General features: G+C 59.3%; 23 protein-coding genes. 19 read left to right on the top strand and 4 right to left on the bottom strand.

What is annotated here, in order from left to right:
- The first annotated feature begins 53 nt into the window (after window positions 1-53).
- The 3 genes from LC354_RS08825 to LC354_RS08815 all read left to right on the top strand — a co-directional run bounded on the left by LC354_RS08825 (window position 54) and on the right by LC354_RS08815 (window position 2,780).
- Window positions 54-500 (top strand): nucleoside deaminase, encoded by a 447-nt coding sequence (locus tag LC354_RS08825; RefSeq protein ID WP_223423051.1) that lies wholly within the window; start codon window positions 54-56, stop codon window positions 498-500.
- 299 nt (window positions 501-799) lie between these two features.
- Window positions 800-1,243, top strand: coding sequence for an NUDIX hydrolase (locus LC354_RS08820; RefSeq protein ID WP_223423012.1), 444 nt, complete (start codon window positions 800-802; stop codon window positions 1,241-1,243).
- Between the two features lie 52 nt (window positions 1,244-1,295).
- A complete protein-coding gene (locus LC354_RS08815) occupies window positions 1,296-2,780 on the top strand; it encodes an inorganic phosphate transporter (protein WP_223423010.1) in 1,485 nt (494 codons plus the stop codon).
- A gap of 257 nt (window positions 2,781-3,037) precedes the next feature.
- Here LC354_RS08815 and LC354_RS08810 read toward each other — a convergent pair whose 3' ends face one another.
- A complete protein-coding gene (locus tag LC354_RS08810; RefSeq protein ID WP_223423008.1) occupies window positions 3,038-3,274 on the bottom strand; it encodes a hypothetical protein in 237 nt (78 codons plus the stop codon).
- 339 nt (window positions 3,275-3,613) lie between these two features.
- On the opposite strand from LC354_RS08810, the gene LC354_RS08805 reads away from it, so the two are divergent.
- From LC354_RS08805 to LC354_RS28245, 7 genes are all read left to right on the top strand, one after another.
- Entirely contained in the window at window positions 3,614-4,519 is a 906-nt protein-coding gene (locus LC354_RS08805; RefSeq protein ID WP_223423006.1) for a DMT family transporter, read from the top strand.
- Between the two features lie 68 nt (window positions 4,520-4,587).
- Window positions 4,588-5,163, top strand: coding sequence for a choline-binding transcriptional repressor BetI (betI, locus tag LC354_RS08800; protein ID WP_223423004.1), 576 nt, complete (start codon window positions 4,588-4,590; stop codon window positions 5,161-5,163).
- A complete protein-coding gene (betC, locus tag LC354_RS08795) occupies window positions 5,160-6,668 on the top strand; it encodes a choline-sulfatase (RefSeq protein ID WP_223423002.1) in 1,509 nt (502 codons plus the stop codon). Before betI ends, betC begins: the two co-directional genes overlap by 4 nt.
- Before the next feature lie 40 nt (window positions 6,669-6,708).
- A complete protein-coding gene (betB, locus tag LC354_RS08790) occupies window positions 6,709-8,166 on the top strand; it encodes a betaine-aldehyde dehydrogenase (RefSeq protein ID WP_223423001.1) in 1,458 nt (485 codons plus the stop codon).
- Between the two features lie 213 nt (window positions 8,167-8,379).
- A complete protein-coding gene (gene betA, locus LC354_RS08785) occupies window positions 8,380-10,029 on the top strand; it encodes a choline dehydrogenase (RefSeq protein WP_223422999.1) in 1,650 nt (549 codons plus the stop codon).
- A 54-nt stretch (window positions 10,030-10,083) separates the two neighbouring features.
- Window positions 10,084-10,569, top strand: coding sequence for a thermonuclease family protein (locus tag LC354_RS08780; RefSeq protein ID WP_317849283.1), 486 nt, complete (start codon window positions 10,084-10,086; stop codon window positions 10,567-10,569).
- Window positions 10,514-10,735, top strand: coding sequence for a sunset domain-containing protein (locus LC354_RS28245; RefSeq protein ID WP_449649479.1), 222 nt, complete (start codon window positions 10,514-10,516; stop codon window positions 10,733-10,735). The genes LC354_RS08780 and LC354_RS28245 overlap by 56 nt, the downstream gene beginning before the upstream one ends.
- Window positions 10,736-10,777: 42 nt before the next feature.
- Here LC354_RS28245 and LC354_RS08775 read toward each other — a convergent pair whose 3' ends face one another.
- Window positions 10,778-12,178 (bottom strand): helix-turn-helix domain-containing protein, encoded by a 1,401-nt coding sequence (locus tag LC354_RS08775; RefSeq protein ID WP_223422997.1) that lies wholly within the window; start codon window positions 12,176-12,178, stop codon window positions 10,778-10,780.
- A 65-nt stretch (window positions 12,179-12,243) separates the two neighbouring features.
- Window positions 12,244-13,461, bottom strand: coding sequence for a multidrug effflux MFS transporter (locus LC354_RS08770; protein WP_223422995.1), 1,218 nt, complete (start codon window positions 13,459-13,461; stop codon window positions 12,244-12,246).
- 179 nt (window positions 13,462-13,640) lie between these two features.
- Here LC354_RS08770 and LC354_RS08765 point away from each other — a divergent pair, with 179 nt between their 5' ends.
- The 9 genes from LC354_RS08765 (at window position 13,641) to LC354_RS08725 (ending at window position 20,487) form a co-directional block, all read left to right on the top strand.
- The gene (locus LC354_RS08765; protein ID WP_223422994.1) at window positions 13,641-15,173 is read left to right on the top strand and encodes an acyl-CoA carboxylase subunit beta; all 1,533 of its coding nucleotides are present in this window, start codon (window positions 13,641-13,643) and stop codon (window positions 15,171-15,173) included.
- 45 nt (window positions 15,174-15,218) lie between these two features.
- A complete protein-coding gene (locus tag LC354_RS08760) occupies window positions 15,219-15,680 on the top strand; it encodes a hypothetical protein (protein WP_223422992.1) in 462 nt (153 codons plus the stop codon).
- A 202-nt stretch (window positions 15,681-15,882) separates the two neighbouring features.
- Window positions 15,883-16,224 (top strand): hypothetical protein, encoded by a 342-nt coding sequence (locus LC354_RS08755; RefSeq protein WP_223422990.1) that lies wholly within the window; start codon window positions 15,883-15,885, stop codon window positions 16,222-16,224.
- Complete coding sequence (locus LC354_RS08750; protein ID WP_223422988.1) at window positions 16,221-16,616, top strand: cupin domain-containing protein; 396 nt, start codon at window positions 16,221-16,223, stop codon at window positions 16,614-16,616. Before LC354_RS08755 ends, LC354_RS08750 begins: the two co-directional genes overlap by 4 nt.
- Before the next feature lie 146 nt (window positions 16,617-16,762).
- Window positions 16,763-17,104, top strand: coding sequence for a DUF6497 family protein (locus tag LC354_RS08745; RefSeq protein ID WP_399203233.1), 342 nt, complete (start codon window positions 16,763-16,765; stop codon window positions 17,102-17,104).
- 190 nt (window positions 17,105-17,294) lie between these two features.
- Window positions 17,295-17,435, top strand: a complete 141-nt coding sequence (locus LC354_RS08740; protein WP_223422986.1) for a hypothetical protein — start codon at window positions 17,295-17,297, stop codon at window positions 17,433-17,435.
- Window positions 17,436-17,495: 60 nt separating this feature from the next.
- On the top strand, window positions 17,496-17,852 hold the full coding sequence (locus LC354_RS08735; RefSeq protein ID WP_223422985.1) for a hypothetical protein: 357 nt from the start codon (window positions 17,496-17,498) through the stop codon (window positions 17,850-17,852).
- Entirely contained in the window at window positions 17,849-18,460 is a 612-nt protein-coding gene (locus LC354_RS08730) for a hypothetical protein (RefSeq protein ID WP_223422983.1), read from the top strand. The genes LC354_RS08735 and LC354_RS08730 overlap by 4 nt, the downstream gene beginning before the upstream one ends.
- Entirely contained in the window at window positions 18,442-20,487 is a 2,046-nt protein-coding gene (locus LC354_RS08725; protein WP_223422981.1) for an acetyl-CoA carboxylase biotin carboxylase subunit, read from the top strand. Before LC354_RS08730 ends, LC354_RS08725 begins: the two co-directional genes overlap by 19 nt.
- Window positions 20,488-20,581: 94 nt before the next feature.
- Here LC354_RS08725 and LC354_RS08720 read toward each other — a convergent pair whose 3' ends face one another.
- Complete coding sequence (locus LC354_RS08720) at window positions 20,582-21,088, bottom strand: DUF4174 domain-containing protein (protein ID WP_317849281.1); 507 nt, start codon at window positions 21,086-21,088, stop codon at window positions 20,582-20,584.
- Between the last annotated feature and the right edge of the window lie 25 nt (window positions 21,089-21,113).

The following is a 21,113-nucleotide window of genomic DNA, read 5'->3' as shown; positions in this document are numbered from 1 at the left end:
CTAGCGGATCATGCGCCCTTGCGGAAGGGGGCGGCTGCATGGCACGTGATGTCATGGAGTTTCGTTCATTCATGCATGAGGCGATGGCCGAAGCCCGCGCTGCGGGCGAACGCGGCGAGGTGCCCGTCGGCGCAGTCATCGTGCGTGAGGGGATCGTCGTGGCCCGCGCAGGCAACCGGACCCGTGAGATGGCCGACCCGACAGCCCACGCGGAAATTCTTGCGATCCGGGCCGCCTGTGCCGCTATGGGGTCTGAACGGCTGGTGGGCCATGACCTCTACGTGACGCTGGAACCTTGCGCGATGTGTGCCGCAGCCATCGCCGCCGCGCGGATCGGACGGCTATATTACGGGGCGGCGGACCCGAAATCCGGCGGCGTGGCGCAAGGGGCGCGGGTCTTCGCGCACAGCCAAAGCCATCATGCGCCGCAAGTTTATGACGGGATCGCGGCAACCGAGGCTGAGACACTGTTGCGTGATTTCTTTGCGGCCAGACGGTGACATTTCGGGCGGTGTGCCCGTGGTGCAGATGGGGTGAGCGACAGATGCCTTGTTTGGCTCGGGTGGGTCCGACCAAAGCGGTTTTTGCGCTGTCGCGTTTGGCGTTAAGCAAAGATTGAGACCTCGCGGGTACACAGCACGAAGCCACACCATTCAGGTCAATTACATTTGCTCCAGTCGGCGAAATTTGAACTTTCCGGCAAGACCCACTATATGAAGCGTCAAAGCAAAAAAATTACTTGAGCGGTTTCCAAATGTTAAGACCAATTCAATTTGCCTGGGAGAGTTGTCTGGCGCCAATGCTTCAGCGTCCGAAAAGGCTGCAAATGGCGGCCCTTTGTCATCGCGGCGAAGGGGACAAGAAAGAATATCTTCTCGTGACTTCCAGAGATACGGCGCGTTGGATCATTCCGAAGGGGTGGCCGATCCGTGGCCTCAAATCCAGCGAGACCGCGTTGCGCGAAGCGTGGGAAGAAGCCGGGGTCAAAAACAGCCCGGTGACGTCGGCGCCGATCGGCACCTACACGTATCAAAAGAAACGCGCGAACGGATTTGAAGTGCCGGTGGAAACGCTGGTTTATTCCGTTGAGGTGAACGATCTTGCACACGATTTTCCGGAGGCGCACGAACGCGAACGCAAATGGGTGAGCGCCGATACTGCGGCTGAATTGGTCAACGAAACGCAACTGAAGTCAATTTTCCGCCAACAGCAAGCTGCCCGCCAACAATGTATGAGCGGTTGATTCCCAACCGTGGACAGCGTTAAGGCTCCCTGACGCACGGGGGAGCAAACGAATGACCGAACAGCAAAGCGATCCACGCCACCTTGAGACGCTTGATCGCGACCTGGCGCGGTTTTCCAATCTTGAGACGGCAACAAGCATCGTGGCCCGTCCAATGGTCGGAATGGGCATATCCTTTCTCTTCGTGGTGCTTGCGGGCATCGTCGCGATGCTCTTCTTCGGGCAGGAAAACAACACCTTGATCGTTGTGGTCGCCGCCTGCCTCGGGGCCTATATGGCGCTGAATATCGGGGCCAATGACGTGGCCAACAATATGGGGCCGGCGGTGGGTGCGAATGCGCTCTCCATGGGCGGGGCCATCGGCATTGCGATCATATTCGAGAGTGCAGGCGCGCTGCTGGCGGGCGGGGATGTTGTGTCGACCATCGCAAAGGGGATCATTGCGCCCGAAAGCATGGGGACCGCATCCGTGTTTGTCTGGGCCATGATGTCGGCGCTTTTGTCTGCTGCACTCTGGGTTAACCTCGCGACGTGGATCGGCGCGCCTGTCTCGACCACGCATTCCGTGGTGGGCGGTGTGATGGGGGCGGGGATCGCTGCTGCCGGATTTGCCGCTGTAAACTGGCCGACGATGGGCACGATCGCGGCCAGTTGGGTGATTTCTCCGGTGCTGGGCGGTGCCATTGCGGCCCTGTTCCTGTGGCTGATCAAGTCCCGGATCATCTACCGGGACGACAAGATCGCCGCCGCCCGGAAGTGGGTGCCGGTTCTTGTGGGGATCATGGCGGGCACTTTCGCGTCCTATCTGGCACTGAAAGGGTTGAAGAAAATCATCAAGATCGACCTTCCCACCGCCTTGATGATCGGAGCCGCAATCGGCCTGCTGGTCTGGTTGGTCATGATACCGCTGATCCGCAAACAATCCGAAGGGCTGGAAAACAGGAACAAATCATTGAAGGTTCTGTTTGGCATTCCTCTTGTTGTGTCCGCAGCTTTGCTCAGTTTTGCCCACGGTGCGAATGACGTCGCCAACGCTGTCGGTCCGCTCGCAGCCATCGTGCAAGCCTCGCAATCCGGTAATTTCACGCATGCCGTGTCGATCCCGTTTTGGGTCATGGTGATCGGCGCGTTCGGGATCTCATTCGGTCTGTTTCTGTTTGGACCCAAGCTGATCCGCATGGTCGGGGGGCAAATCACCAAACTGAACCCGATGCGGGCCTACTGCGTTGCCTTGTCTGCCGCGATCACCGTCATCATCGCGAGCTGGCTCGGCTTGCCGGTGAGTTCGACGCACATCGCTGTCGGGGCCGTCTTTGGCGTGGGGTTCTTTCGCGAATGGGACGCAGAGAGGCGAAGCCGCATGGCGCGGTTGACGATTCCAGAGCGGGCAATCTACGCACCCGAGGAGCGTCGCCGTCGCAAACTGGTGCGGCGCTCGCATTTCATGACAATCATCGCGGCCTGGATCATTACTGTTCCGGCGGCCGCGATTTTGTCAGCCTCAATCTTTTTCCTGATCAACACGTCGATTGGATAGGCTGGCGTCCCAAGGGCCAGCCGTTGGTTCATGGGATCGGCATGAGACGACTTCTTGCAGGTAATTCTGACGTGCGCTTTCCGGCGCTTCGCCCTGAATAGATTGTTTTGCCGGAGCAGCGGTTTGGAAATTGAGTTGCCGCCCGAAACGCTTTGCGAGCGGGCAAATCGATTTTGGAAGATGATTGCGGAAGCCAATCCGGTACATCCGCACTCAGGTTAGGCGCCACGAAGCCAGCGAATTATCCCGGTTCTGGCCTAGAAAAACAGTTGGCGCGCCGCTTGGCTCCAGCTTTGGGAGCCGCCTGAATGTGGCGTCGGAGTCTGGCGCCGAAGCCGCCGCATCAGACCTTTGAGATCGTTTAGTCGCGCGCGCTCCGCGCCACCGCCTGCCCGGCTTTGGACCGACAAGATCTTTTCCTGGGTTTGCAGGGCCGTCTCGATCATTTCGAGATCCTGCTTGGTCAGGTCGACGTTATGTGTGTCGTCGGTCATTCGGAGTCTATCCTTGTTATCATTGACCATCATATGGGTATTAAACTGGTATACGCCAAACTTGGGAAATCAGATCACCGTGATAATCACGACAGATGACATTTCCTGACAGCAGGCGAGCATACTGAGTTTCAAAGAGACAAGGGGCCCGCAAGCGCATAATGCTTCAAATTGCGCAAGGCCGCTGTGCACAAAACGTATAGCTCCGAAGGAGTTGGGCGGGGCATTTATCGCCCGGCCAAGGGCTAGCCCATTCTGGGGCGCCCTGCACGGCAGGCAATTCCAATGTGATGCGCGAGATGGCTTGCACATGCCGGCCGCTTGGTCATTGATGCGCGGATGGACGCTGCTTCTTCTTCAAAACCGATTGTGGGCATTTTCTGGATGCTTGTCACCGGCCTGTGTTTTGTGGCGGTGACAGCCATGGTGAAATATATGGGCCCGCGTATGCCGCCTGCCGAAGCAGCCTTTCTGCGCTATCTGCTCGGGCTGGTGTTTCTGTTGCCGATGCTGCCAGCGGTCCGTGCGGCGCATCTGACCCGTCGGCAGTGGAAGCTGTTTACCCTGCGCGGCGTGTTTCATTCTGCGGGTGTGGTTTTGTGGTTCTATGCCATGACCCGTATCCCAATCGCCGAAGTCACCGCGATGAACTATCTCGCGCCGGTTTATGTCACCATCGGAGCCGCGTTGTTTCTGGGCGAAAAGCTGGCCGCGCGGCGCATTGCGGCGGTGGTGATTGCGTTGATGGGGGCGGCCGTGATCCTGCGGCCGGGCTTTCGCCAGGTCGAACCAGGTCATGTGGCGATGCTGATCGCGGCGGTGGTTTTTGCGGGGTCGTACCTTTTGGCCAAGATCATGGCGGGGGAGGTCAAGGCGACGGTTGTCGTGGCCATGCTGTCGATCTTTGTGACGATCGGGCTGGCGCCCTTTGCGCTTGCTGACTGGGTGACACCATCGCTGGGAGATCTGGGCCTGCTCTTTGCGGTCGCCTGTTTTGCGACGGCGGGGCATTATACGATGACGCTGGCCTTTGCGGCTGCGCCCGTGACGGTCACGCAACCCATCACGTTTTTGCAACTGGTCTGGGCGGTGTTGTTGGGGGCGATCGTTTTTGCCGAACCTGTCGACATCTGGGTCATTATGGGCGGCGCGCTGATCCTTGCATCCGTCACATTTATCACTTGGCGCGAAGCCATGTTGAAGCGCGCGCCGGTGACACCCACAACGCCGGAAACCAAGCTCTGATTTTTTATTGATTGACGAGTCAATAAAAAAAGATCACGTTGCGGCGCGTCTGCAGCGAGGGGTTTGTCGTGCCGAAATTGGGAATGGAGCCTGTGCGCCGTGCCGCATTGGTCGAGGCAACGATTGCCGAGATCGGAGCCGCCGGATCGCTTGACGTGACCGTCGGGCAGATCGCCAAACGGGCGGGCATGTCGACCGCTTTGGCGCATCACTATTTTGGCGGCAAGGATCAGATTTTTCTGGCCGCTATGCGCCAGATTTTACGCCAGTTCGGGGCCGAGGTGATTGCGGGCCTGCGGGCCGCCCATACGCCGCGCGCCCGTGCTGAGGCGCTGATTGCGGCCAGCTTTGCCCCATCCTGTTTTGATCCCGCAACAGTCAGTGCGTGGATGATGCTCTATGCGCAAGCGACCACCCAGACAGAAACGCACCGCCTGCTGCGCCTCTATCAGCGGCGGCTGCACGCCAACCTGACCCACGCCTTGCGCCCGCTCAGCAAGACGCCACGCGCTGATGCTGAACTGCTGGGTGCTTTGATCGACGGTTTGTACCTGCGCGCGGCTCTGGCCGATGACACGGATCCAGCAGCGGCACAGGCCACTGCGCTGCGCACTCTGGACACTTTGATCGGAGCAAAACAATGAGCAAACCCAATATCCTGATCTTCATGGTGGACCAGCTGAATGGAACGCTTTTTCCCGATGGGCCTTCGGACTGGCTGCATGCGCCCAACCTCAAGAAACTGGCGGCGCGGTCCACCCGCTTTGGCAATGCCTATACCGCTTCGCCCCTGTGTGCGCCGGGCCGGGCCGCCTTCATGTCCGGGCAATTGCCAAGCGCGACGGGTGTCTATGACAACGCGGCCGAATTTGCGTCGTCGATCCCGACCTATGCGCATCACCTGCGGCGCGCAGGCTATCAGACCTGCCTGTCGGGCAAGATGCATTTTGTCGGCCCCGATCAGTTGCACGGCTTCGAAGAACGGCTGACCACCGATGTCTATCCCCCCGATTTCGGCTGGACGCCGGATTACCGCAAACCCGGCGAACGGATTGATTGGTGGTACCACAATATGGGCTCCGTCACCGGGGCAGGGGTGGCCGAGATCACCAACCAGCTGGAGTATGACGACGAGGTGGCCTATCACGCCACCCGCAAAATCTATGATCTGGGGCGTGGTCATGATGCACGCCCGTGGTGCCTGACGGTCAGCTTCACGCACCCGCATGATCCTTATGTGGCACGCAAGAAGTATTGGGACCTCTACGCGGACTGCGACCACTTGATGCCAGAGGTCGGGCCGATTGCCTACGCCGATCAGGATGCCCATTCCCAACGCATTCTGGACGCCAACGACCGCGACAATTTCAACATCTCGGATGAAGATATCCGGAGATCCCGCCGCGCTTATTTTGCCAATATTTCCTATCTCGATGACAAGATCGGTGCAGTTCTGGAGGCATTGGAAGGCACGCGCCAGGAGGCAATCATTCTCTTTGTTTCGGATCACGGCGACATGCTGGGCGAGCGGGGACTGTGGTTCAAGATGTCCTTCTTCGAGGGGTCGGCGCGGGTCCCGATGATGATCGCGGCTCCGCAGATGCAACCCGGTCTGGTGACCGACCCGGTCAGCAACATCGACGTTTGTCCGACGCTTTGCGATCTGGCGGGGGTGGACATGTCCGAAGTTGGTCCCTGGACCACCGGCCAAAGCGTCGTGCCACAAGGCCAAGGCGTCAAACGGACCGAACCCGTCGCGATGGAATACGCCGCCGAGGCCTCCTACGCGCCGATGGTGTCGCTGCGCTATGGCAAATGGAAATACAATCGCTGCGTGCTGGATCCCGATCAGCTTTTTGATCTTGAGGCAGACCCACATGAATTGACCAACCTCGCGGAAGCGCCCGCCCATCAGGGCACGCGCGATCAGTTGCGCGCCAAATCCGAAGCCCGCTGGGATCTGGATCGATTCGACGCCGATGTGCGCGCGAGCCAAGCCCGGCGTTGGGTCGTCTACGAAGCATTGCGCGAGGGCGGGTACTATCCGTGGGACTATCAGCCGCTGCAAAAGGCGTCGGAACGCTACATGCGCAATCACATGGACCTCAACATCCTCGAGGAAAGCCAGCGGTTCCCGCGCGGCGAATAGCCCTGTCCCTGTTCTTAAAATACTCTCCCCGGAGGCGATCATGACCTATCCCACCCAGCCCACCGCCAGCCATTTCATCGGTGGGCAATATGTCGAAGACACCAGCGGTCCGCCCATTGACGTCATCTATCCCGCCACGGGCGAGGTGATTGCCCGCGTCCATTCCGCAACCCCTGCCATCGTGGCCCAGGCCGTCGCGGCCGCCCGTGGGGCGCAGGCCGCATGGCAAGCCATGACCGGAACAGAGCGGGGCCGTATCCTGCGCCGCGCAGCAGACATTCTGCGCGCGCGGAACCATGATCTTTCGGTGCTGGAAACCTATGACACCGGCAAACCCTATCAGGAAACCAGCGTGGCCGATGCGACGTCGGGCGCGGACGCCCTGGAGTATTTCGGCGGAATGGCGGCGACGCTCACGGGCGAACATATCCAACTGGGCGAAGACTGGGTCTATACCCGCCGCGAAGCCCTGGGCGTCTGCGTCGGCATCGGGGCCTGGAACTACCCGACGCAGATCGCATGCTGGAAAGGCGCGCCCGCGCTGGCCTGCGGTAACACGATGGTGTTCAAGCCGTCCGAGACGACGCCTTTATGCGCGTTGAAAGTGGCAGAGATTTTGCATGAGGCGGGGGCCCCCGCGGGCGTCTATAACGTCATTCAGGGGTTGGGTGACGTCGGCGCCGCGCTCGTCTCTCACGATGATGTCGACAAGGTTTCGCTGACCGGATCTGTCCCGACAGGGCGCAAAGTCTATGCCGCCGCAGCTGCGGGCGTGAAGCATGTCACGATGGAACTGGGTGGCAAATCTCCCCTGATCATCTTTGACGATGCCGATGTGGAAAACGCGGTGTCCGGCGCGATCCTTGGGAATTTCTATTCCTCCGGTCAGGTCTGTTCAAACGGGACGCGGGTGTATGTGCACAAAGACATCAAGCACGCGTTTCTGACCTGCCTGTCCGAGCGATTGGGAAAGGCTGTGATCGGTGACCCGATGGATCCTGAAACGTCCTTTGGCCCGATGGTCAGCGCAGCGCAGATGGAGATCGTTCAAGGCTATATCGCCAAGGGCAAGGCCGAGGGGGCGCGGCTTGTGTGTGGGGGCGACCGTATCGACCGCGCGGGCTATTATCTGCAACCGACCGTCTTTGCGGATGTGACCGACGACATGACTATCGCGCGCGAGGAGATTTTTGGCCCCGTCATGGCGGTGCTGGATTTCGAGGACGAAGCCGACGTGTTGGCGCGCGCCAACGATACCGAATTTGGTCTGGCGGCGGGCGTGTTCACCCGTGACCTGAGCCGGGCGCATCGCATGGCAGCAGGCTTTGAGGCGGGTACCTGTTACATCAACACCTATAACGACTCCCCGGTTGAGGCGCCCTTTGGTGGGTCCAAACAATCCGGTGTCGGGCGCGAAAATTCCAAGGCAGCCATTGAACATTACAGCCAGTTGAAATCGGTCTATGTGCGCATGGGCAATCTCGAGGCGCCATTTTGAGCGTCGGAACGCCCTTTTTCGCAGAGCGCCCACCCACCCACCCCGCTCTGCGAAAAAGGGCGTGTCGGATCGGATCGGGTCCTTGTTCGAGCCCCATGTGAGCATGATGCGCGGCGTCGTTTATTTCGCGGTACAGACGCACCGCACCTCCAGATGAAACCGCGCACAGGCGCGGGCGGGTCGGTCGGTTTCGACCCGCGTGAAAGGTGAAAGATGGAAGCAGATTATGTGATCGTTGGGGCGGGCAGCGCAGGTTGTGCCGTGGCCTACCGGCTGGCGGAGGCGGGTCAGTCTGTACTGCTCATTGAACATGGCGGTACGGACGCGGGCCCCTTTATCCAGATGCCCGCGGCCCTGAGCTATCCCATGAACATGAAGACCTATGACTGGGGCTACCGTACCGAACCTGAGCCACATTTGAGTGGGCGTCGTCTGGCCTGTCCGCGCGGCAAGGTCATTGGCGGGTCTTCGTCGATCAACGGGATGGTCTATGTACGCGGCCATGCAATGGACTACGATCACTGGGCCGAAGCTGGCGCGGATGGCTGGTCCTTTGCCGATGTGCTGCCCTATTTCAAACGGATGGAGACGTGGGACGCGGCGGGCCATGGCGGGGATCCGGCATGGCGGGGCACGGACGGGCCCCTGCATGTCAAGCGTGGTCCCCGACGGAACCCGTTGTTCTCTGCCTTTGTCGAGGCGGGCAGGCAGGCCGGTTATCAGGTGACTGACGACTATAATGGCGAAAAGCAGGAAGGTTTTGGCCCGATGGAGCAGACCGTGCACAACGGCACCCGCTGGTCTGCGGCCAATGCCTATTTGCGCCCGGCACTCAAGCGCGACAATTGCGACCTGATGCGCGGATTGGTGGAACGGGTGATCATCGAAGATGGCCGCGCTGTTGGAGTTGCATTGGCCGGGGACAAGGTGGTCCGCGCGCGGCGCGAGGTGATCTTGGCCGCCTCATCCATCAACTCGCCCAAGATCCTGATGTTGTCCGGCATCGGCCCGGCGGCGCATCTGGCCGAACACGGGATCAACGTCGTGGCAGACAGGCCGGGCGTCGGGGCGAACCTGCAAGACCATCTTGAGATGTATATCCAGATGGCCTCGAAACAGCCCATCACTCTCTACAAACATTGGAACCTTCTGTCCAAAGGGCTGATTGGCGCGCAATGGCTCTTTACCCGCACCGGGCTTGGAGCGTCGAACCAGTTCGAAAGTGCGGCCTTCATTCGTAGCAAAGCGGGGGTGCCGTATCCCGACATCCAGTACCACTTCCTGCCCATCGCGGTGCGTTATGATGGCCAGGCCTCGGCTGAGGGGCATGGGTTTCAGGCCCATACCGGCCCGATGCGGTCGCCATCGCGCGGGGACGTCACGTTGCGGTCCGCCGATCCCAAGGACGACCCGGTGATCCGCTTCAATTACATGAGTACCGAACAAGATTGGCAGGATTTCCGGACCTGTATCCGGCTCACGCGCGAAATCTTTGCCCAGAAAGCCTTTGCACCCTTCGTCAAACACGAGATTCAGCCCGGTGCCGCGGTTCAGACTGATGACGAACTGGATGATGCGATCCGCGAACATGCCGAAAGCGCGTATCACCCCTGCGGGACGTGCCGGATGGGGCGCGCGGACGATCCGAACGCCGTCGTCGATCCGGAAGGCCGTGTGATCGGGGTAGAGGCGTTGCGGGTCGTGGACAGTTCGGTCTTTCCCCGGATCACCAATGGCAATCTCAACGGTCCGTCCATTATGACGGGGGAAAAGATGAGCGACCATATCCTCGGGCGTGCCCCGCTTGCGCGCAGCAATGATGCACCTTGGGTGCATCCGAATTGGGAAACAGCTCAGCGTTAAGGATACTTCCGAAAACCCTTTGAATTCTTGACGTGCCGACCCCACGTTAAGGAAATGTTAAGAATTTGTTTCGTTTTCGTTCTGAGTTTCTTTCCGATCTGGGCTTCTGCGGAGGTCACGGGCAAAGTCCGCGTGATTGATGCGGATAGGATTGATGTTGCGGGCACGCGCGTACGTCTCCACGCGATTGATGCGCCGGAAATGGATCAAACCTGCGATACCAAAGATGGCGTCTCATTCGCCTGCGGACAGTGGGCGACGGCGCAGGTGCGTGCTCGATTTGAGGGGAAAGTCGCAGACTGCACGCCACGCGATGTGGACAAGTATGGTCGGATCGTTGCGCAATGCCGCGTAGACGGTTTGGACATGGGTGAGGTGATCGTATCCGAAGGCTGGGCCTTTGCCTTTCGCCGCTATGGGATGGAGTACGATCTGACGGAAAAGGCGGCGTTCGTGGCCGCACGGGGGCCTGCACGCTGCGCAAGTGCAATCGCCGGCACAGTTTCGCGCCGCGCAGGTCAAGGCACCCACGAATGCTGACGGGGCTTGTGCGATCAAGGGCAACATCTCCAAGAACGGCCGCATTTTTCACGTCCCGGGACAGAAGTTCTACAAAAACACCCAGATCAACCCAGCACGCGGGGAGCGCTGGTTCTGCTCTGCTGCCGAGGCACGGGCCGCCGGTTGGCGCGCGGCGCGGCGCTAGGGCGCGGATGCGTGCGTGCGTTTTCGAATTTCGGAAGTGCCCCTACCTTACAGAATAGGGCAGCACATCGCGCGTATCGGGGTCGACAGACAGCTGTCGTTCCAGCGGAGGTACCGAACGCTGATGACACGTCTTGCGCTCGCAAATGCGGCACGAAATGCCAATCGGTTCAAACGCACCGGGGCGACTGACATCCAGGCCGTCGGCAAAGACCAGATCGGGCGCGTGTTTCACCTCGCATCCCAAGGCGATGGCATAGCGGCGCACGGGCGCACCGAAACGTCCGCTCGCCTTCGACACATCCCGCGCGAGGCTGACATAACGCACGCCGTCGGGCGTTTCGGCCAACTGGCGCAGAAACTGGCCGGGTTGTTCAAAGGCGCGATGCACGTTCCAGAGCGGACAAGCCCCGCCGAAACGCGCGAATTGCAACCGCGTTGCGGAGTGGCGTTTCGTGATCGTGCCAGCCTGATCGACGCGCACGAAAAAGAACGGAATGCCCTTGGCCCCGGGCCGTTGCAGGGTCGACAAACGGTGGCAGACCTGCTCGATGGAAGCCCCAAATCCAGTGGCCAGTCGTTCCAGATCATGGCGGGTGGTTTTGGCGGCGTTCAGAAACCGGCCATAGGGCATCATCGCAGCACCTGCGAAGTAGTTGGCAAGACCGATCTTTGCGATGGCCCGCGCTTCTTCGGTCTGAAACCGGGCCAGGTCCAGGGTCGCGTCCAGTAGCGCGTTCTGTCGGATCAAAGCGACTTGCAGCAGTAACTGAAAGGTCTGGCTTTCATGCGGGGCGCGGGTCGAGATGTGCAAAACCCGCTCCTTTGCATTATGAAACCGCAGCATGTCCGTATCATCAAACGAGACTGCCACGCCGTCATTCGAGAGTGCCGAAATGGCAGTGGCGCGGATATTTCCCTGTCCTGCGTCGGCTGTGCCGAAATGCTCGGCGGCACGGTCAACCGCATCGATGTAGTTGTCGCAATAATGAAAGAAATCGCGCACTTCTTCCCAGGGACTTGGGCGGGCGCGGGCGTCTTCGCGCCCCAGTGCTTCGTCCAGAGAAGCGAGCCGTTCGTGGGTTTGTCGGTAGCTGCGGTGCAACTCAAGAAAGGCATGCGCAAGGGCCGGGGCGTTGGATGCAGCCAGCCGTAAATCCGCCAGCGGAGGAATGCCGTTCGAAAATACAGGGTCCGCCAAAGCTTCGCGCATGTCCGATACCAGCCGTTCCCCGTCACCGGAACTCAGTTCGGTGACGTCCAGCCCAAATTCCTGCGCAAGGCTCAGCACGACGGTCGTGCTGACCGGACGGTTGTTGTTTTCCATCTGGTTCAAATAGGGCAGGGACACGCCAAGCTTGGCGGCAAAGTCCTTCTGGGTCAGACCGATGCGGGTGCGCACCTCGCGCAGTTTGGCACCGGCATAGAGTTTTGGCGCGGCCATGAGGGTCTCGTTTTGCAAGTTTGCAGTAAGGCAAGGTTAGGTTTGCAAAGCAGGCAGTGCAAGCCTCAAGCAAGGCCCAGACGGCGTTCGCGCCGGAAAACCGAAATGATGGCAATCAATCCACCGGCTGCGGTTGCAACCTGTATCCACATCAGAGGGAGCGCCCCGCTCTCGAGTGTCAACAAGCTGCCTGCCAGTGCTGCTAGCGCTGCACCGCCGCCGATCATGATCGCGCCCCCGAGGCCGGAGGCTGTTCCGGCCAGATGCGGACGGACTGACAAAAGGCCAGCGGTCGCGTTCGGCATCACGAGGCCGTTGCCCAGACCCACAAAGGTCATGAACCCGAAGAAAGACAGGGGCGTGCCGGCGCCCAAAAGGAAAATTACCAAGGATACGGTCAGGCCACCGGCGTTGATGATGCTGCCTGCCATGATCATCCGGTTGATCCCGACCCGTTGGGCCAGGCGCCCGGTGACGCCGTTTCCGATCGCGTATCCAATGGCCGGGGCGCCAAGGCAGATGCCGACCCAGAAAGGAGTCAGGCCAAACAACTCCGACCCGACGAAGGGTGCGCCGCCCAGAAAGGAAAAGAACGCCCCGGCGCAAAACGCCGCGGACAGCGTATAGCCCCAAAACCGCGGCGCGCGGAGCAGCTCCGGATATTCCTTGAACTGTTCGACGAGGGTCTTGCCGCTGGACTGTGCCGTCTCGCCCAGATCGCGCCAGGTCATCAAGAAGGTCAGCAAACCGATGATCGCAAAGGCCCAGAACACCGACTTCCAGCCGAAAAGCTGGTCGAGAGCGCCACCGGCAATGGGCGCGATCATCGGTACCAGCGCCATGCCCATCGTCACAAAGCCGATCATCGACGCGGCCTGATCCTGCTCGTAAATATCCCTGATCGCCGCGCGGCTCAGCACCATACCTGTCGCAATCGCTGCCTGGCCCATGCGGCTGAACACAAAAACCTCGGCGTTGGGCGCGTACACGCAAATCAATGAAAAGAGTACGAACAGCGCGATGCCCCACAGAAGGACCGGCCTCCGCCCAAATTTATCGGACACCGGACCGATGATCACCTGGATCACGGCGCTTACGCCAAGATATAGCGGCACGGTCAACTGCATGAACGCATATGTCACGTCAAAATGCTCGGCCATCTGAGGCAGGCTCGGCAGAAACATGTTCATCGCCAATGCCGATACGCCGGCCAGGACGATCAGTGTGGATATGTGAGGTGGTGTGCTACGATCCAGAAAGAGGACCTGAGGCTTGTTTTGCATTATGTTCAGGTATTCCTGTCGATTTGAACTGTCCAGTGCGCAGATGCACAGACCGTCGTGCTTTGCATATTTGCACTTTGCAAAAATGTGTATGTATAAGATTTGCAAATATTCTGATTGATCGTTCCCGTATGGACCAAGAATATGTACTGTGCGGACAAACCACCAGCGGGGGCATCATGAAAGACATCTTGGTAGAGCTTGAAGCGCGGCGCGACGGCGCGCGTTTGGGCGGCGGGCAAAAACGGATCGACGCACAGCACGGACGCGGCAAACTGACCGCCCGCGAGCGTGTTGACTTGCTGCTAGATGAAGGCTCGTTCGAAGAGTTCGACATGTTTGTTACGCACCGCTGCACGGACTTCGGTATGGAAGAGCAAAAACCGGCGGGTGATGGCGTTGTCACCGGCTGGGGCACCATCAATGGGCGCATGGTCTATGTGTTCTCTCAGGACTTTACCGTATTGGGCGGCTCGGTCTCGGCGACACATGCGGCCAAGATCTGCAAGATTATGGACATGGCCGTGGAAAATGGCGCCCCGGTGATCGGCATCAATGATTCCGGCGGCGCGCGCATCCAGGAAGGTGTCGATAGCCTTGCGGGATATGGTGAGGTCTTCCAGCGCAATATTCAGGCATCGGGCGTGGTGCCGCAGATCAGCGTGATCATGGGCCCCTGCGCCGGCGGCGCTGTCTATAGCCCGGCGATGACCGACTTCATCTTCATGGTCAAAGACAGTTCTTACATGTTCGTGACCGGCCCCGATGTGGTCAAGACGGTCACCAACGAGCAGGTGACTGCCGAAGAATTGGGTGGGGCCACGACCCACACGCGCAAGTCATCTGTGGCCGACGCGGCCTTTGAAAACGACGTGGAGGCCTTGGCCGAAGTGCGCCGTCTGGTGGATTTCCTGCCCCTTAACAACCGTGAAAAGCCCCCGACGCGTCCGTTCTTCGACGATCCGGCACGGGTCGAAAGCAGCCTCGACACGTTGGTCCCCGACAATGCCAACACGCCATACGACATGAAAGAGCTGATCGAAAAGCTGGCCGACGAGGGCGACTTTTACGAGATGCAGGCCGAGTTCGCCAAAAACATCATCACGGGGTTCATCCGCCTCGAAGGGCGGACCGTCGGTGTCGTGGCCAATCAGCCGATGGTGCTGGCCGGTGTTCTGGATATCGACAGCGCCCGCAAGGCCGCGCGTTTTGTGCGGTTCTGCGACTGCTTTGACATCCCGATCCTGACCTTGATCGACGTGCCCGGTTTCTTGCCCGGCACCACACAGGAATATGGTGGCGTGATCAAGCACGGGGCGAAACTGCTCTTTGCCTATGGCGAAGCGACGGTGCCCAAAGTGACCGTGATCACCCGCAAAGCCTATGGCGGGGCCTATGTGGTGATGGCGTCCAAACATCTGCGGGCCGATTTCAACTATGCCTGGCCCACCGCCGAGATTGCCGTAATGGGCGCCAAAGGTGCGACAGAGATTATCCATCGCGGCGACCTTGGCGACCCGGAGAAGCTTGCCCAGCACACGGCGGATTACGAAGACCGCTTTGCCAACCCTTTCGTCGCCGCCGAGCGCGGGTTCATCGACGAGGTGATCCAGCCCCGCTCCACGCGCAAACGGGTCAGCCGGGCGTTTGCGTCGCTTCGGAACAAGTCGGTGAAAATGCCGTGGAAGAAGCACGATAACATCCCGCTGTAAGTCGGCTCGGGTCGGCTTTAACCAACCAAAAGTCAAGGTTTCTGAATGCGTTCTCTCTTAGCTGTTTTTCTCTTGGTGTTTGCACTGCCCGCTTTTGCCCAGCAGGAACCCGAATGTCGTGGGAAACAACCTTTTGATCTTGGCGGCGGTGTCACCGGCTGTCTTCTGGATGTCGGCACGACCGAGATCACGAAGACGCGCACACGCGATGACGGCGCAAGCTCTTCGACGCGCGACAACACCGCAGGTCAGATCCGGGTACTCTTGTTCGGGGCGTATGACGGGTCCAAAAGGGTCATCAGTCGCCGAATAACAGCCGTCTGCAAAGCGTTTCTTCCAAATCTCAAGGCCGAGATGGCCGGTACAAGATTTCATCAGGTCGTGGTTGTCCTGGTGTGGCCCCGTGTCGCCAATCCGGGGGATTTTGTGCCTGTGGCGAATTCCAAAGTTGCGATACAACCTGCGTTCAGCAGCGCGGCCTGTCGTGGAGTGAAATTCTTCTCATGAAGACCCTGCCGCTCGTACAACCTTGCAAAGCTATGTCGGTCGTCGCGCGCCTTGTATGCTGTGTCGTCTGGGATGGTGTGTGACCGATGCTTTTGACCCGTCTCCCTTCCAACAACTCTCGCCCTTGGTGGACGATCACTGCGGTCAAGACGCAGGCCGTGGGGGCCTTGGTTCTGCCCGTTTTTATTGCAAGGGGGCGGCGATGACGGCGCGTTGGCATTTTGTAAAAGACGGCGATTCCGTCACGCTGTGCCGTCAATGTCCGCCGCGCTTTGATTTCGTCGTGCACACGGTGTTGCCCAAGGGTCAGCCGAAGCGACTGGCTCATCAAATCAGGCAGGACCTGTGGCGCGCCTTGCAACATCTGCGTGGGTTTTCTCCCGTCGTCCGGCTTGAGCCTGTGTCCGCTGGGTGGGCTGTGTCCGCAGGTGGGCGGGCGATGGGCCATGTCGCGTCGGCTACTCTTGACCGCGCCTCTGCCGTTCTGGACGATACGGACAACCGGACACGCTGGATGCGCCATGCAAGAGGAGACCACACATGACCGTATGGAAAAACCAGGCCTTTACCATCGCCCATGCAGACGCCGGGCAGTTCGAAGGTGCGGGCTTGCGCCCATTCTTTGAGTACCGCCAACTTGGGATTTCCGAGGCGACCCAAGGGGCCTTTGGCGCACATGTCATACGGGCTGTGCCCGGTATGGAAAGCCCTGCCACCTGGCATTCGCATGATCTCGATTTTCAAATGGTCTATGTCACCAAGGGATGGGTCGTTTTTGAATATGAGGCGCAGGGTGAACATCTTTTGCGTGAAGGCTCCTGTGTTTTGCAGCCCCCCGGCATCAAGCACCGCGAAGTGCGCCACTCTGATGACTTGGAGCTGATCGAAATTACGGCACCGGCGGTGTTCGCAACGCAAGAAGAAGTTGAACCATGACCGTTAGCTGTGCTATGCGCTCTCAACTTCAAACAGTGCGCCGGGTTACCGCGCGCGCGGCAGTCCCAGAGGGAGGAGCTTGCAGCCTGAAATGGCAGTGGGTCTGGGGCTGCCTTTTTATCTTTTTGCTCCTCGCTGTGCCTGTCATGGCCCAATCCCAAACGGTTCCGTCTGGTCAATCGGTGGCACTTTCGGAAGTGCTGGAAGATGTCGTCGGTGGCGAGGATTGGCTGCGATTTCGTTTTGTAGCACCTCAAATTGCGCGGGATGGCGGTACGGTCACCTCGGAAATGGCCGAGGCAGATTTTGTTCATCTATGCGACAGCTTCGCACGCCCCTATCTGCTGCAATATGGCCTCGCCCCGGATGTCGTCGTGATCTCCTTCATGGATCGCCAGGTTGCCTTTGGCGCTTCCGATCCGGATGTGACGCAATTCTTCGAAGCTTTTCGCATCATCGAAGATGCTTGTTTACTGGATGTGTTTTAATGTCTCGCACGACAAATGTTTCATTCCTGAACCGGACGATGTTGCGGCCACAAACCGCTCAGGACAGTGCGCGCCCGTATCAATTGCTGCGTGACTCCTGTACAGATGTGGCAAGAAGTTCCCAAGACTTCTTGACCTCGAACAGGGCGCGCGCCTTTGTGCGCGCGACACTTCAATGCAGGAGAAGCAGATGTCGAAGAGCATCAAACTGTTGGGCATATTTGGCGTTATGGTTCTGGTCGCAGCCTGCGACAGCAACCAAGAGGAATTCGTGGTTGTCGAGCCTGAACCCATCAGCGTCGAACCCGTCAGTACGGGCAAATACAAATAATCTCGCCGGGCAGGCGCCGCAGCCTGCCCGACACGCTCGCTCTGCCGCGAGGGCGCTGCCATGTTGAAACATCGCGGGTTTCCGGGCCGTTTGTCCGGAACAGATTTCCAATTCATCATTCGCCGACCAAACCCCAAAGGTGTCACACCGCTCACGCGGCGCGAACGGTTTTCTGATCGCAGACCTGCCGACCGCCGCGCCGATGCCGCGTTTTTCGAGGCACTTTGGACTCATTTCGGCGATCAGCCGTTTGAGCGGGGCAATCTGGATGCCGGCCGATTGTCCTGGCTCTTCGGTCGCGAAGTCGTGCCTGCAACCGATCCGTTCGATGTGGCTGATTACGAAGCGTTGCTGGTCATCAACGAACCGCTCGCCCGTGCATCCTTTCCCGAAGCTTTCGGGGAGTCGCAGGGGTGAGTGGTACCGCAAATATAGGCAAGAATTTGCCGGAAGATGCTCGTTTATGGCGAAATTTGGCTCATTTTTCACGGCGCAAATCGCGCCATCTTTCGCACTCCCAATGGGTGTGGAACAAGGAAAACACAGGTTCTGTTCCCCAAGAACACTCTGGACCTGTGTACCATTTCCGTACCCCTTCCCCTGGCGGGCAGTGGCTTCAATTTAGAAGTCTGCTGCTCGCCAACTTTTTCGTCCCTCAGTTCCTTTCGTCGGCCTGCAAACGTCAGACCAGTGCGCATCAGCAGCGCATCGGCGCAAGTTTGCGTGCAAATTTGCCCGACTGTTTGGCGCGATTGATAATCCGACCCACGCCGTTGGCATCGCGCAAAGGCACTGGAGCCCGAAGGATACAGCCGGGGCCGTACGTGGCCGCATCGCTGGCAGCGCTGCAATCGACTTCGTCGGCCATCTCTTACCGTGCCAAACATCCGGACGCTGCACCTGACACACCGCGCGCCGCGCATTTCAATCTCAATGACACGCTGTGCCGTTCTGCCAAATGGCAGTCCGGCGTTTTGCGTTTTCAGGACCAAACAAGAGAGGCCCCATGTTCAAAAAGCTCTTAATCGCCAACAGGGGTGAAATCGCCTGCCGCGTTATCAAAACCGCCCGTAAGATGGGTATTTCGACAGTTGCAATCTATTCGGACGCGGATGCCAATGCCCTGCATGTGCAGATGGCCGATGAGGCGATACACATTGGCCCGCCCCCCGCCAACCAGTCTTATATCGTGATCGACAAGGTGATGGAGGCGGTCACGGCTTCGGGCGCGCAAGCCGTGCATCCGGGCTATGGCTTCCTCAGCGAAAACAGCAAGTTTGCCGAGGCACTGGATGCCGTCGGTGTGGCTTTTGTCGGCCCGCCCGTCGGGGCCATCGAAAAGATGGGCGACAAGATCACGTCCAAGAAAATCGCCCAAGAGGCCGGTGTCAGCACCGTTCCGGGGTATATGGGCCTGATCGCGGATGCGGATGAAGCGGTCAAGATATCCAACGAGGTTGGCTATCCTGTCATGCTCAAGGCCTCTGCTGGCGGTGGTGGCAAAGGCATGCGAATCGCCTGGAATGACGAAGAGGCCCGCGAAGGATTTCAATCCTCCAAGAACGAGGCCGCGAACAGTTTTGGCGATGACCGGATTTTCATTGAAAAGTTCGTGACACAGCCCCGCCATATCGAAATTCAGGTGCTGTGCGACGCTCACGGCAACGGCATTTATCTGGGTGAGCGGGAATGCTCGATCCAGCGCCGCAACCAAAAGGTGGTGGAGGAGGCACCCAGCCCATTTCTGGACGAGGCCACGCGCCGCGCCATGGGCGAACAGGCCGTGGCCCTTGCCCAAGCCGTGGATTATGCCAGTGCGGGCACGGTCGAATTCATCGTCGATGGGGACAAGAATTTCTATTTCCTCGAAATGAACACCCGCCTGCAAGTGGAACACCCGGTCACCGAACTGATCACGGGTGTCGATCTGGTCGAACAAATGATCCGTGTCGCCGCTGGTGAGCCGCTCAACATCACCCAAGACGATGTGAAGCTGACGGGCTGGGCGATTGAGAACCGGCTTTATGCCGAAGATCCCTATCGTGGCTTTTTGCCCTCCATCGGACGGCTCACACGGTACCGGCCGCCCGCCGAAGTCGCGGCAGGCCCATTGCTGGACAGCGGGAAATGGCAAGGGGATGCTGCCTCCGGCGAAACGGCTGTGCGCAATGATACCGGTGTCTACGAAGGCGGCGAGATCAGCATGTATTACGACCCGATGATCGCCAAGCTCTGCACATGGGGCCCCGACCGGGCCACCGCCATCGAGGCGATGCGCGTGGCACTGGACAGTTTTGAGGTCGAGGGGATCGGTCACAACCTGCCTTTCCTCAGCGCGGTCATGGATCACCCGATCTTTATCAAGGGGGACATGACGACCGCCTTTATCGCCGAAGAATACCCCGATGGGTTCGAAGGCGTGATCCTGCCGGAGGCCGAAGTGCGGCGCGTTGCGGCGGCCTGCGCCGCGATGCACCGGGTCAGCGAAATACGCCGCACCCGTGTCTCAGGCCGGATGGACAACCACGAACGCAAAGTCCGCGGCGATTTCAACGTCACTTTGCAAGGGGCGTCCTATGACGTGATGATCAATGCGGATCATGACGGGTCGACGGTCACTTTCGATGGCGGAGACAGCCTGCGCGTCACAGGCGATTGGACCCCGGGCGATCAGCTTGCCGTGATGTCCGTGAACGATGCGCCATTGATCCTGAAGGTCGGCAAGGTGTCCGGCGGGTTCCGCATTCGGACCCGCGGCGCGGACCTCAAGGTCCATGTACGAACACCGCGCCAGGCGGAACTGGCCCGTCTGATGCCGGAAAAGACACCGCCGGATACATCCAAGATGCTGCTGTGCCCAATGCCGGGTCTGGTGGTCAAGCTGGACGTGGCCGAAGGAGACGAAGTGCAGGAAGGTCAGGCGCTGTGCACCATCGAGGCGATGAAGATGGAAAATATTCTGCGCGCCGAAAAGCGCGGCATCGTGTCCAAGATCAATGCCGGGGCTGGCGACAGTCTGGCGGTAGATGATGTGATCATGGAATTCGAGTGATCATCCGCACGATCATAGGTGAGGGGCTTTCGGGCTCTGGTGAGGCGGGCTTAACCCCGCCTTACGGGGATGGCCTGGATGGTCCTCCCCTTGATCAGCGGTTTCTGAGTTCACGCCGTCGCAACGGCGTTCTGTCGATCGCTCGCGAGAGTTCGCGTATCGTCCAGGGAAAGGGTTTGCGCAGTTTGACTTCGCCTTCCTTGCCAACCAAGACGAGCATGAATCCCCGGGGCCGAAAGCGTTCCCGCAGCGGGCTCATTTCGGTTGGGTTCGTGTCGACCAGAACGACGACATCGCGATCACTCAACGCGCCGGGATTCTCTTGCAAAAATTCCAACTGCCGCCGGAAATTGGGATCGTTGCGACTGTCTGCAAAAACGATGACGGGCCGCTTTTCCCATATAAATTGGTTTAAATCCGTCAGATCTGTGTCCATGTACACGAACGGGTCCGTGTTCAGAGGCTCGTCTGCAGCCTGCGCTGCCACCCCGAAAAAACCTGCCAGAACAATAGGTAAAAGCTGTTTCATACGTCCTCCTGCTCCGTGCAATGTAGACGGTTTTTCAGCAATTGCGACGGCCAGTGTGATCAATTTTAGCATTAATGGCTCCGCAATGCGGCCCCTG

It is taken from the genome of Tateyamaria pelophila (assembly GCF_019966495.1).
GTDB lineage: Bacteria > Pseudomonadota > Alphaproteobacteria > Rhodobacterales > Rhodobacteraceae > Tateyamaria > Tateyamaria pelophila.
Note: the sequence above shows the minus strand (reverse complement) of the source record. Positions and strands in the feature narration are given on the sequence as shown.

Excerpts from the sequence above, each read along its gene's own strand:
- LC354_RS08775 (WP_223422997.1), bottom strand. The coding sequence starts at position 12,178 with ATGGCCGCGCCAAAACTCTATGCCGGTGCCAAACTGCGCGAGGTGCGC.
- LC354_RS08745 (WP_399203233.1), top strand. The coding sequence starts at position 16,763 with ATGGCCCAATCCCAAACGGTTCCGTCTGGTCAATCGGTGGCACTTTCG.
- LC354_RS08820 (WP_223423012.1), top strand. The coding sequence starts at position 800 with ATGCTTCAGCGTCCGAAAAGGCTGCAAATGGCGGCCCTTTGTCATCGC.
- LC354_RS08735 (WP_223422985.1), top strand. The coding sequence starts at position 17,496 with ATGTTGAAACATCGCGGGTTTCCGGGCCGTTTGTCCGGAACAGATTTC.
- LC354_RS08815 (WP_223423010.1), top strand. The coding sequence starts at position 1,296 with ATGACCGAACAGCAAAGCGATCCACGCCACCTTGAGACGCTTGATCGC.
- LC354_RS08720 (WP_317849281.1), bottom strand. The coding sequence starts at position 21,088 with ATGCTAAAATTGATCACACTGGCCGTCGCAATTGCTGAAAAACCGTCT.
- LC354_RS08825 (WP_223423051.1), top strand. The coding sequence starts at position 54 with ATGGAGTTTCGTTCATTCATGCATGAGGCGATGGCCGAAGCCCGCGCT.
- LC354_RS08760 (WP_223422992.1), top strand. The coding sequence starts at position 15,219 with ATGCGTTCTCTCTTAGCTGTTTTTCTCTTGGTGTTTGCACTGCCCGCT.
- LC354_RS08765 (WP_223422994.1), top strand. The coding sequence starts at position 13,641 with ATGAAAGACATCTTGGTAGAGCTTGAAGCGCGGCGCGACGGCGCGCGT.
- betB (WP_223423001.1), top strand. The coding sequence starts at position 6,709 with ATGACCTATCCCACCCAGCCCACCGCCAGCCATTTCATCGGTGGGCAA.
- LC354_RS08750 (WP_223422988.1), top strand. The coding sequence starts at position 16,221 with ATGACCGTATGGAAAAACCAGGCCTTTACCATCGCCCATGCAGACGCC.
- LC354_RS08725 (WP_223422981.1), top strand. The coding sequence starts at position 18,442 with ATGTTCAAAAAGCTCTTAATCGCCAACAGGGGTGAAATCGCCTGCCGC.
- LC354_RS08810 (WP_223423008.1), bottom strand. The coding sequence starts at position 3,274 with ATGACCGACGACACACATAACGTCGACCTGACCAAGCAGGATCTCGAA.
- LC354_RS08805 (WP_223423006.1), top strand. The coding sequence starts at position 3,614 with ATGGACGCTGCTTCTTCTTCAAAACCGATTGTGGGCATTTTCTGGATG.
- betA (WP_223422999.1), top strand. The coding sequence starts at position 8,380 with ATGGAAGCAGATTATGTGATCGTTGGGGCGGGCAGCGCAGGTTGTGCC.
- LC354_RS08755 (WP_223422990.1), top strand. The coding sequence starts at position 15,883 with ATGACGGCGCGTTGGCATTTTGTAAAAGACGGCGATTCCGTCACGCTG.
- LC354_RS08770 (WP_223422995.1), bottom strand. The coding sequence starts at position 13,461 with ATGCAAAACAAGCCTCAGGTCCTCTTTCTGGATCGTAGCACACCACCT.
- betC (WP_223423002.1), top strand. The coding sequence starts at position 5,160 with ATGAGCAAACCCAATATCCTGATCTTCATGGTGGACCAGCTGAATGGA.
- LC354_RS08780 (WP_317849283.1), top strand. The coding sequence starts at position 10,084 with ATGTTAAGAATTTGTTTCGTTTTCGTTCTGAGTTTCTTTCCGATCTGG.
- LC354_RS08740 (WP_223422986.1), top strand. The coding sequence starts at position 17,295 with ATGTCGAAGAGCATCAAACTGTTGGGCATATTTGGCGTTATGGTTCTG.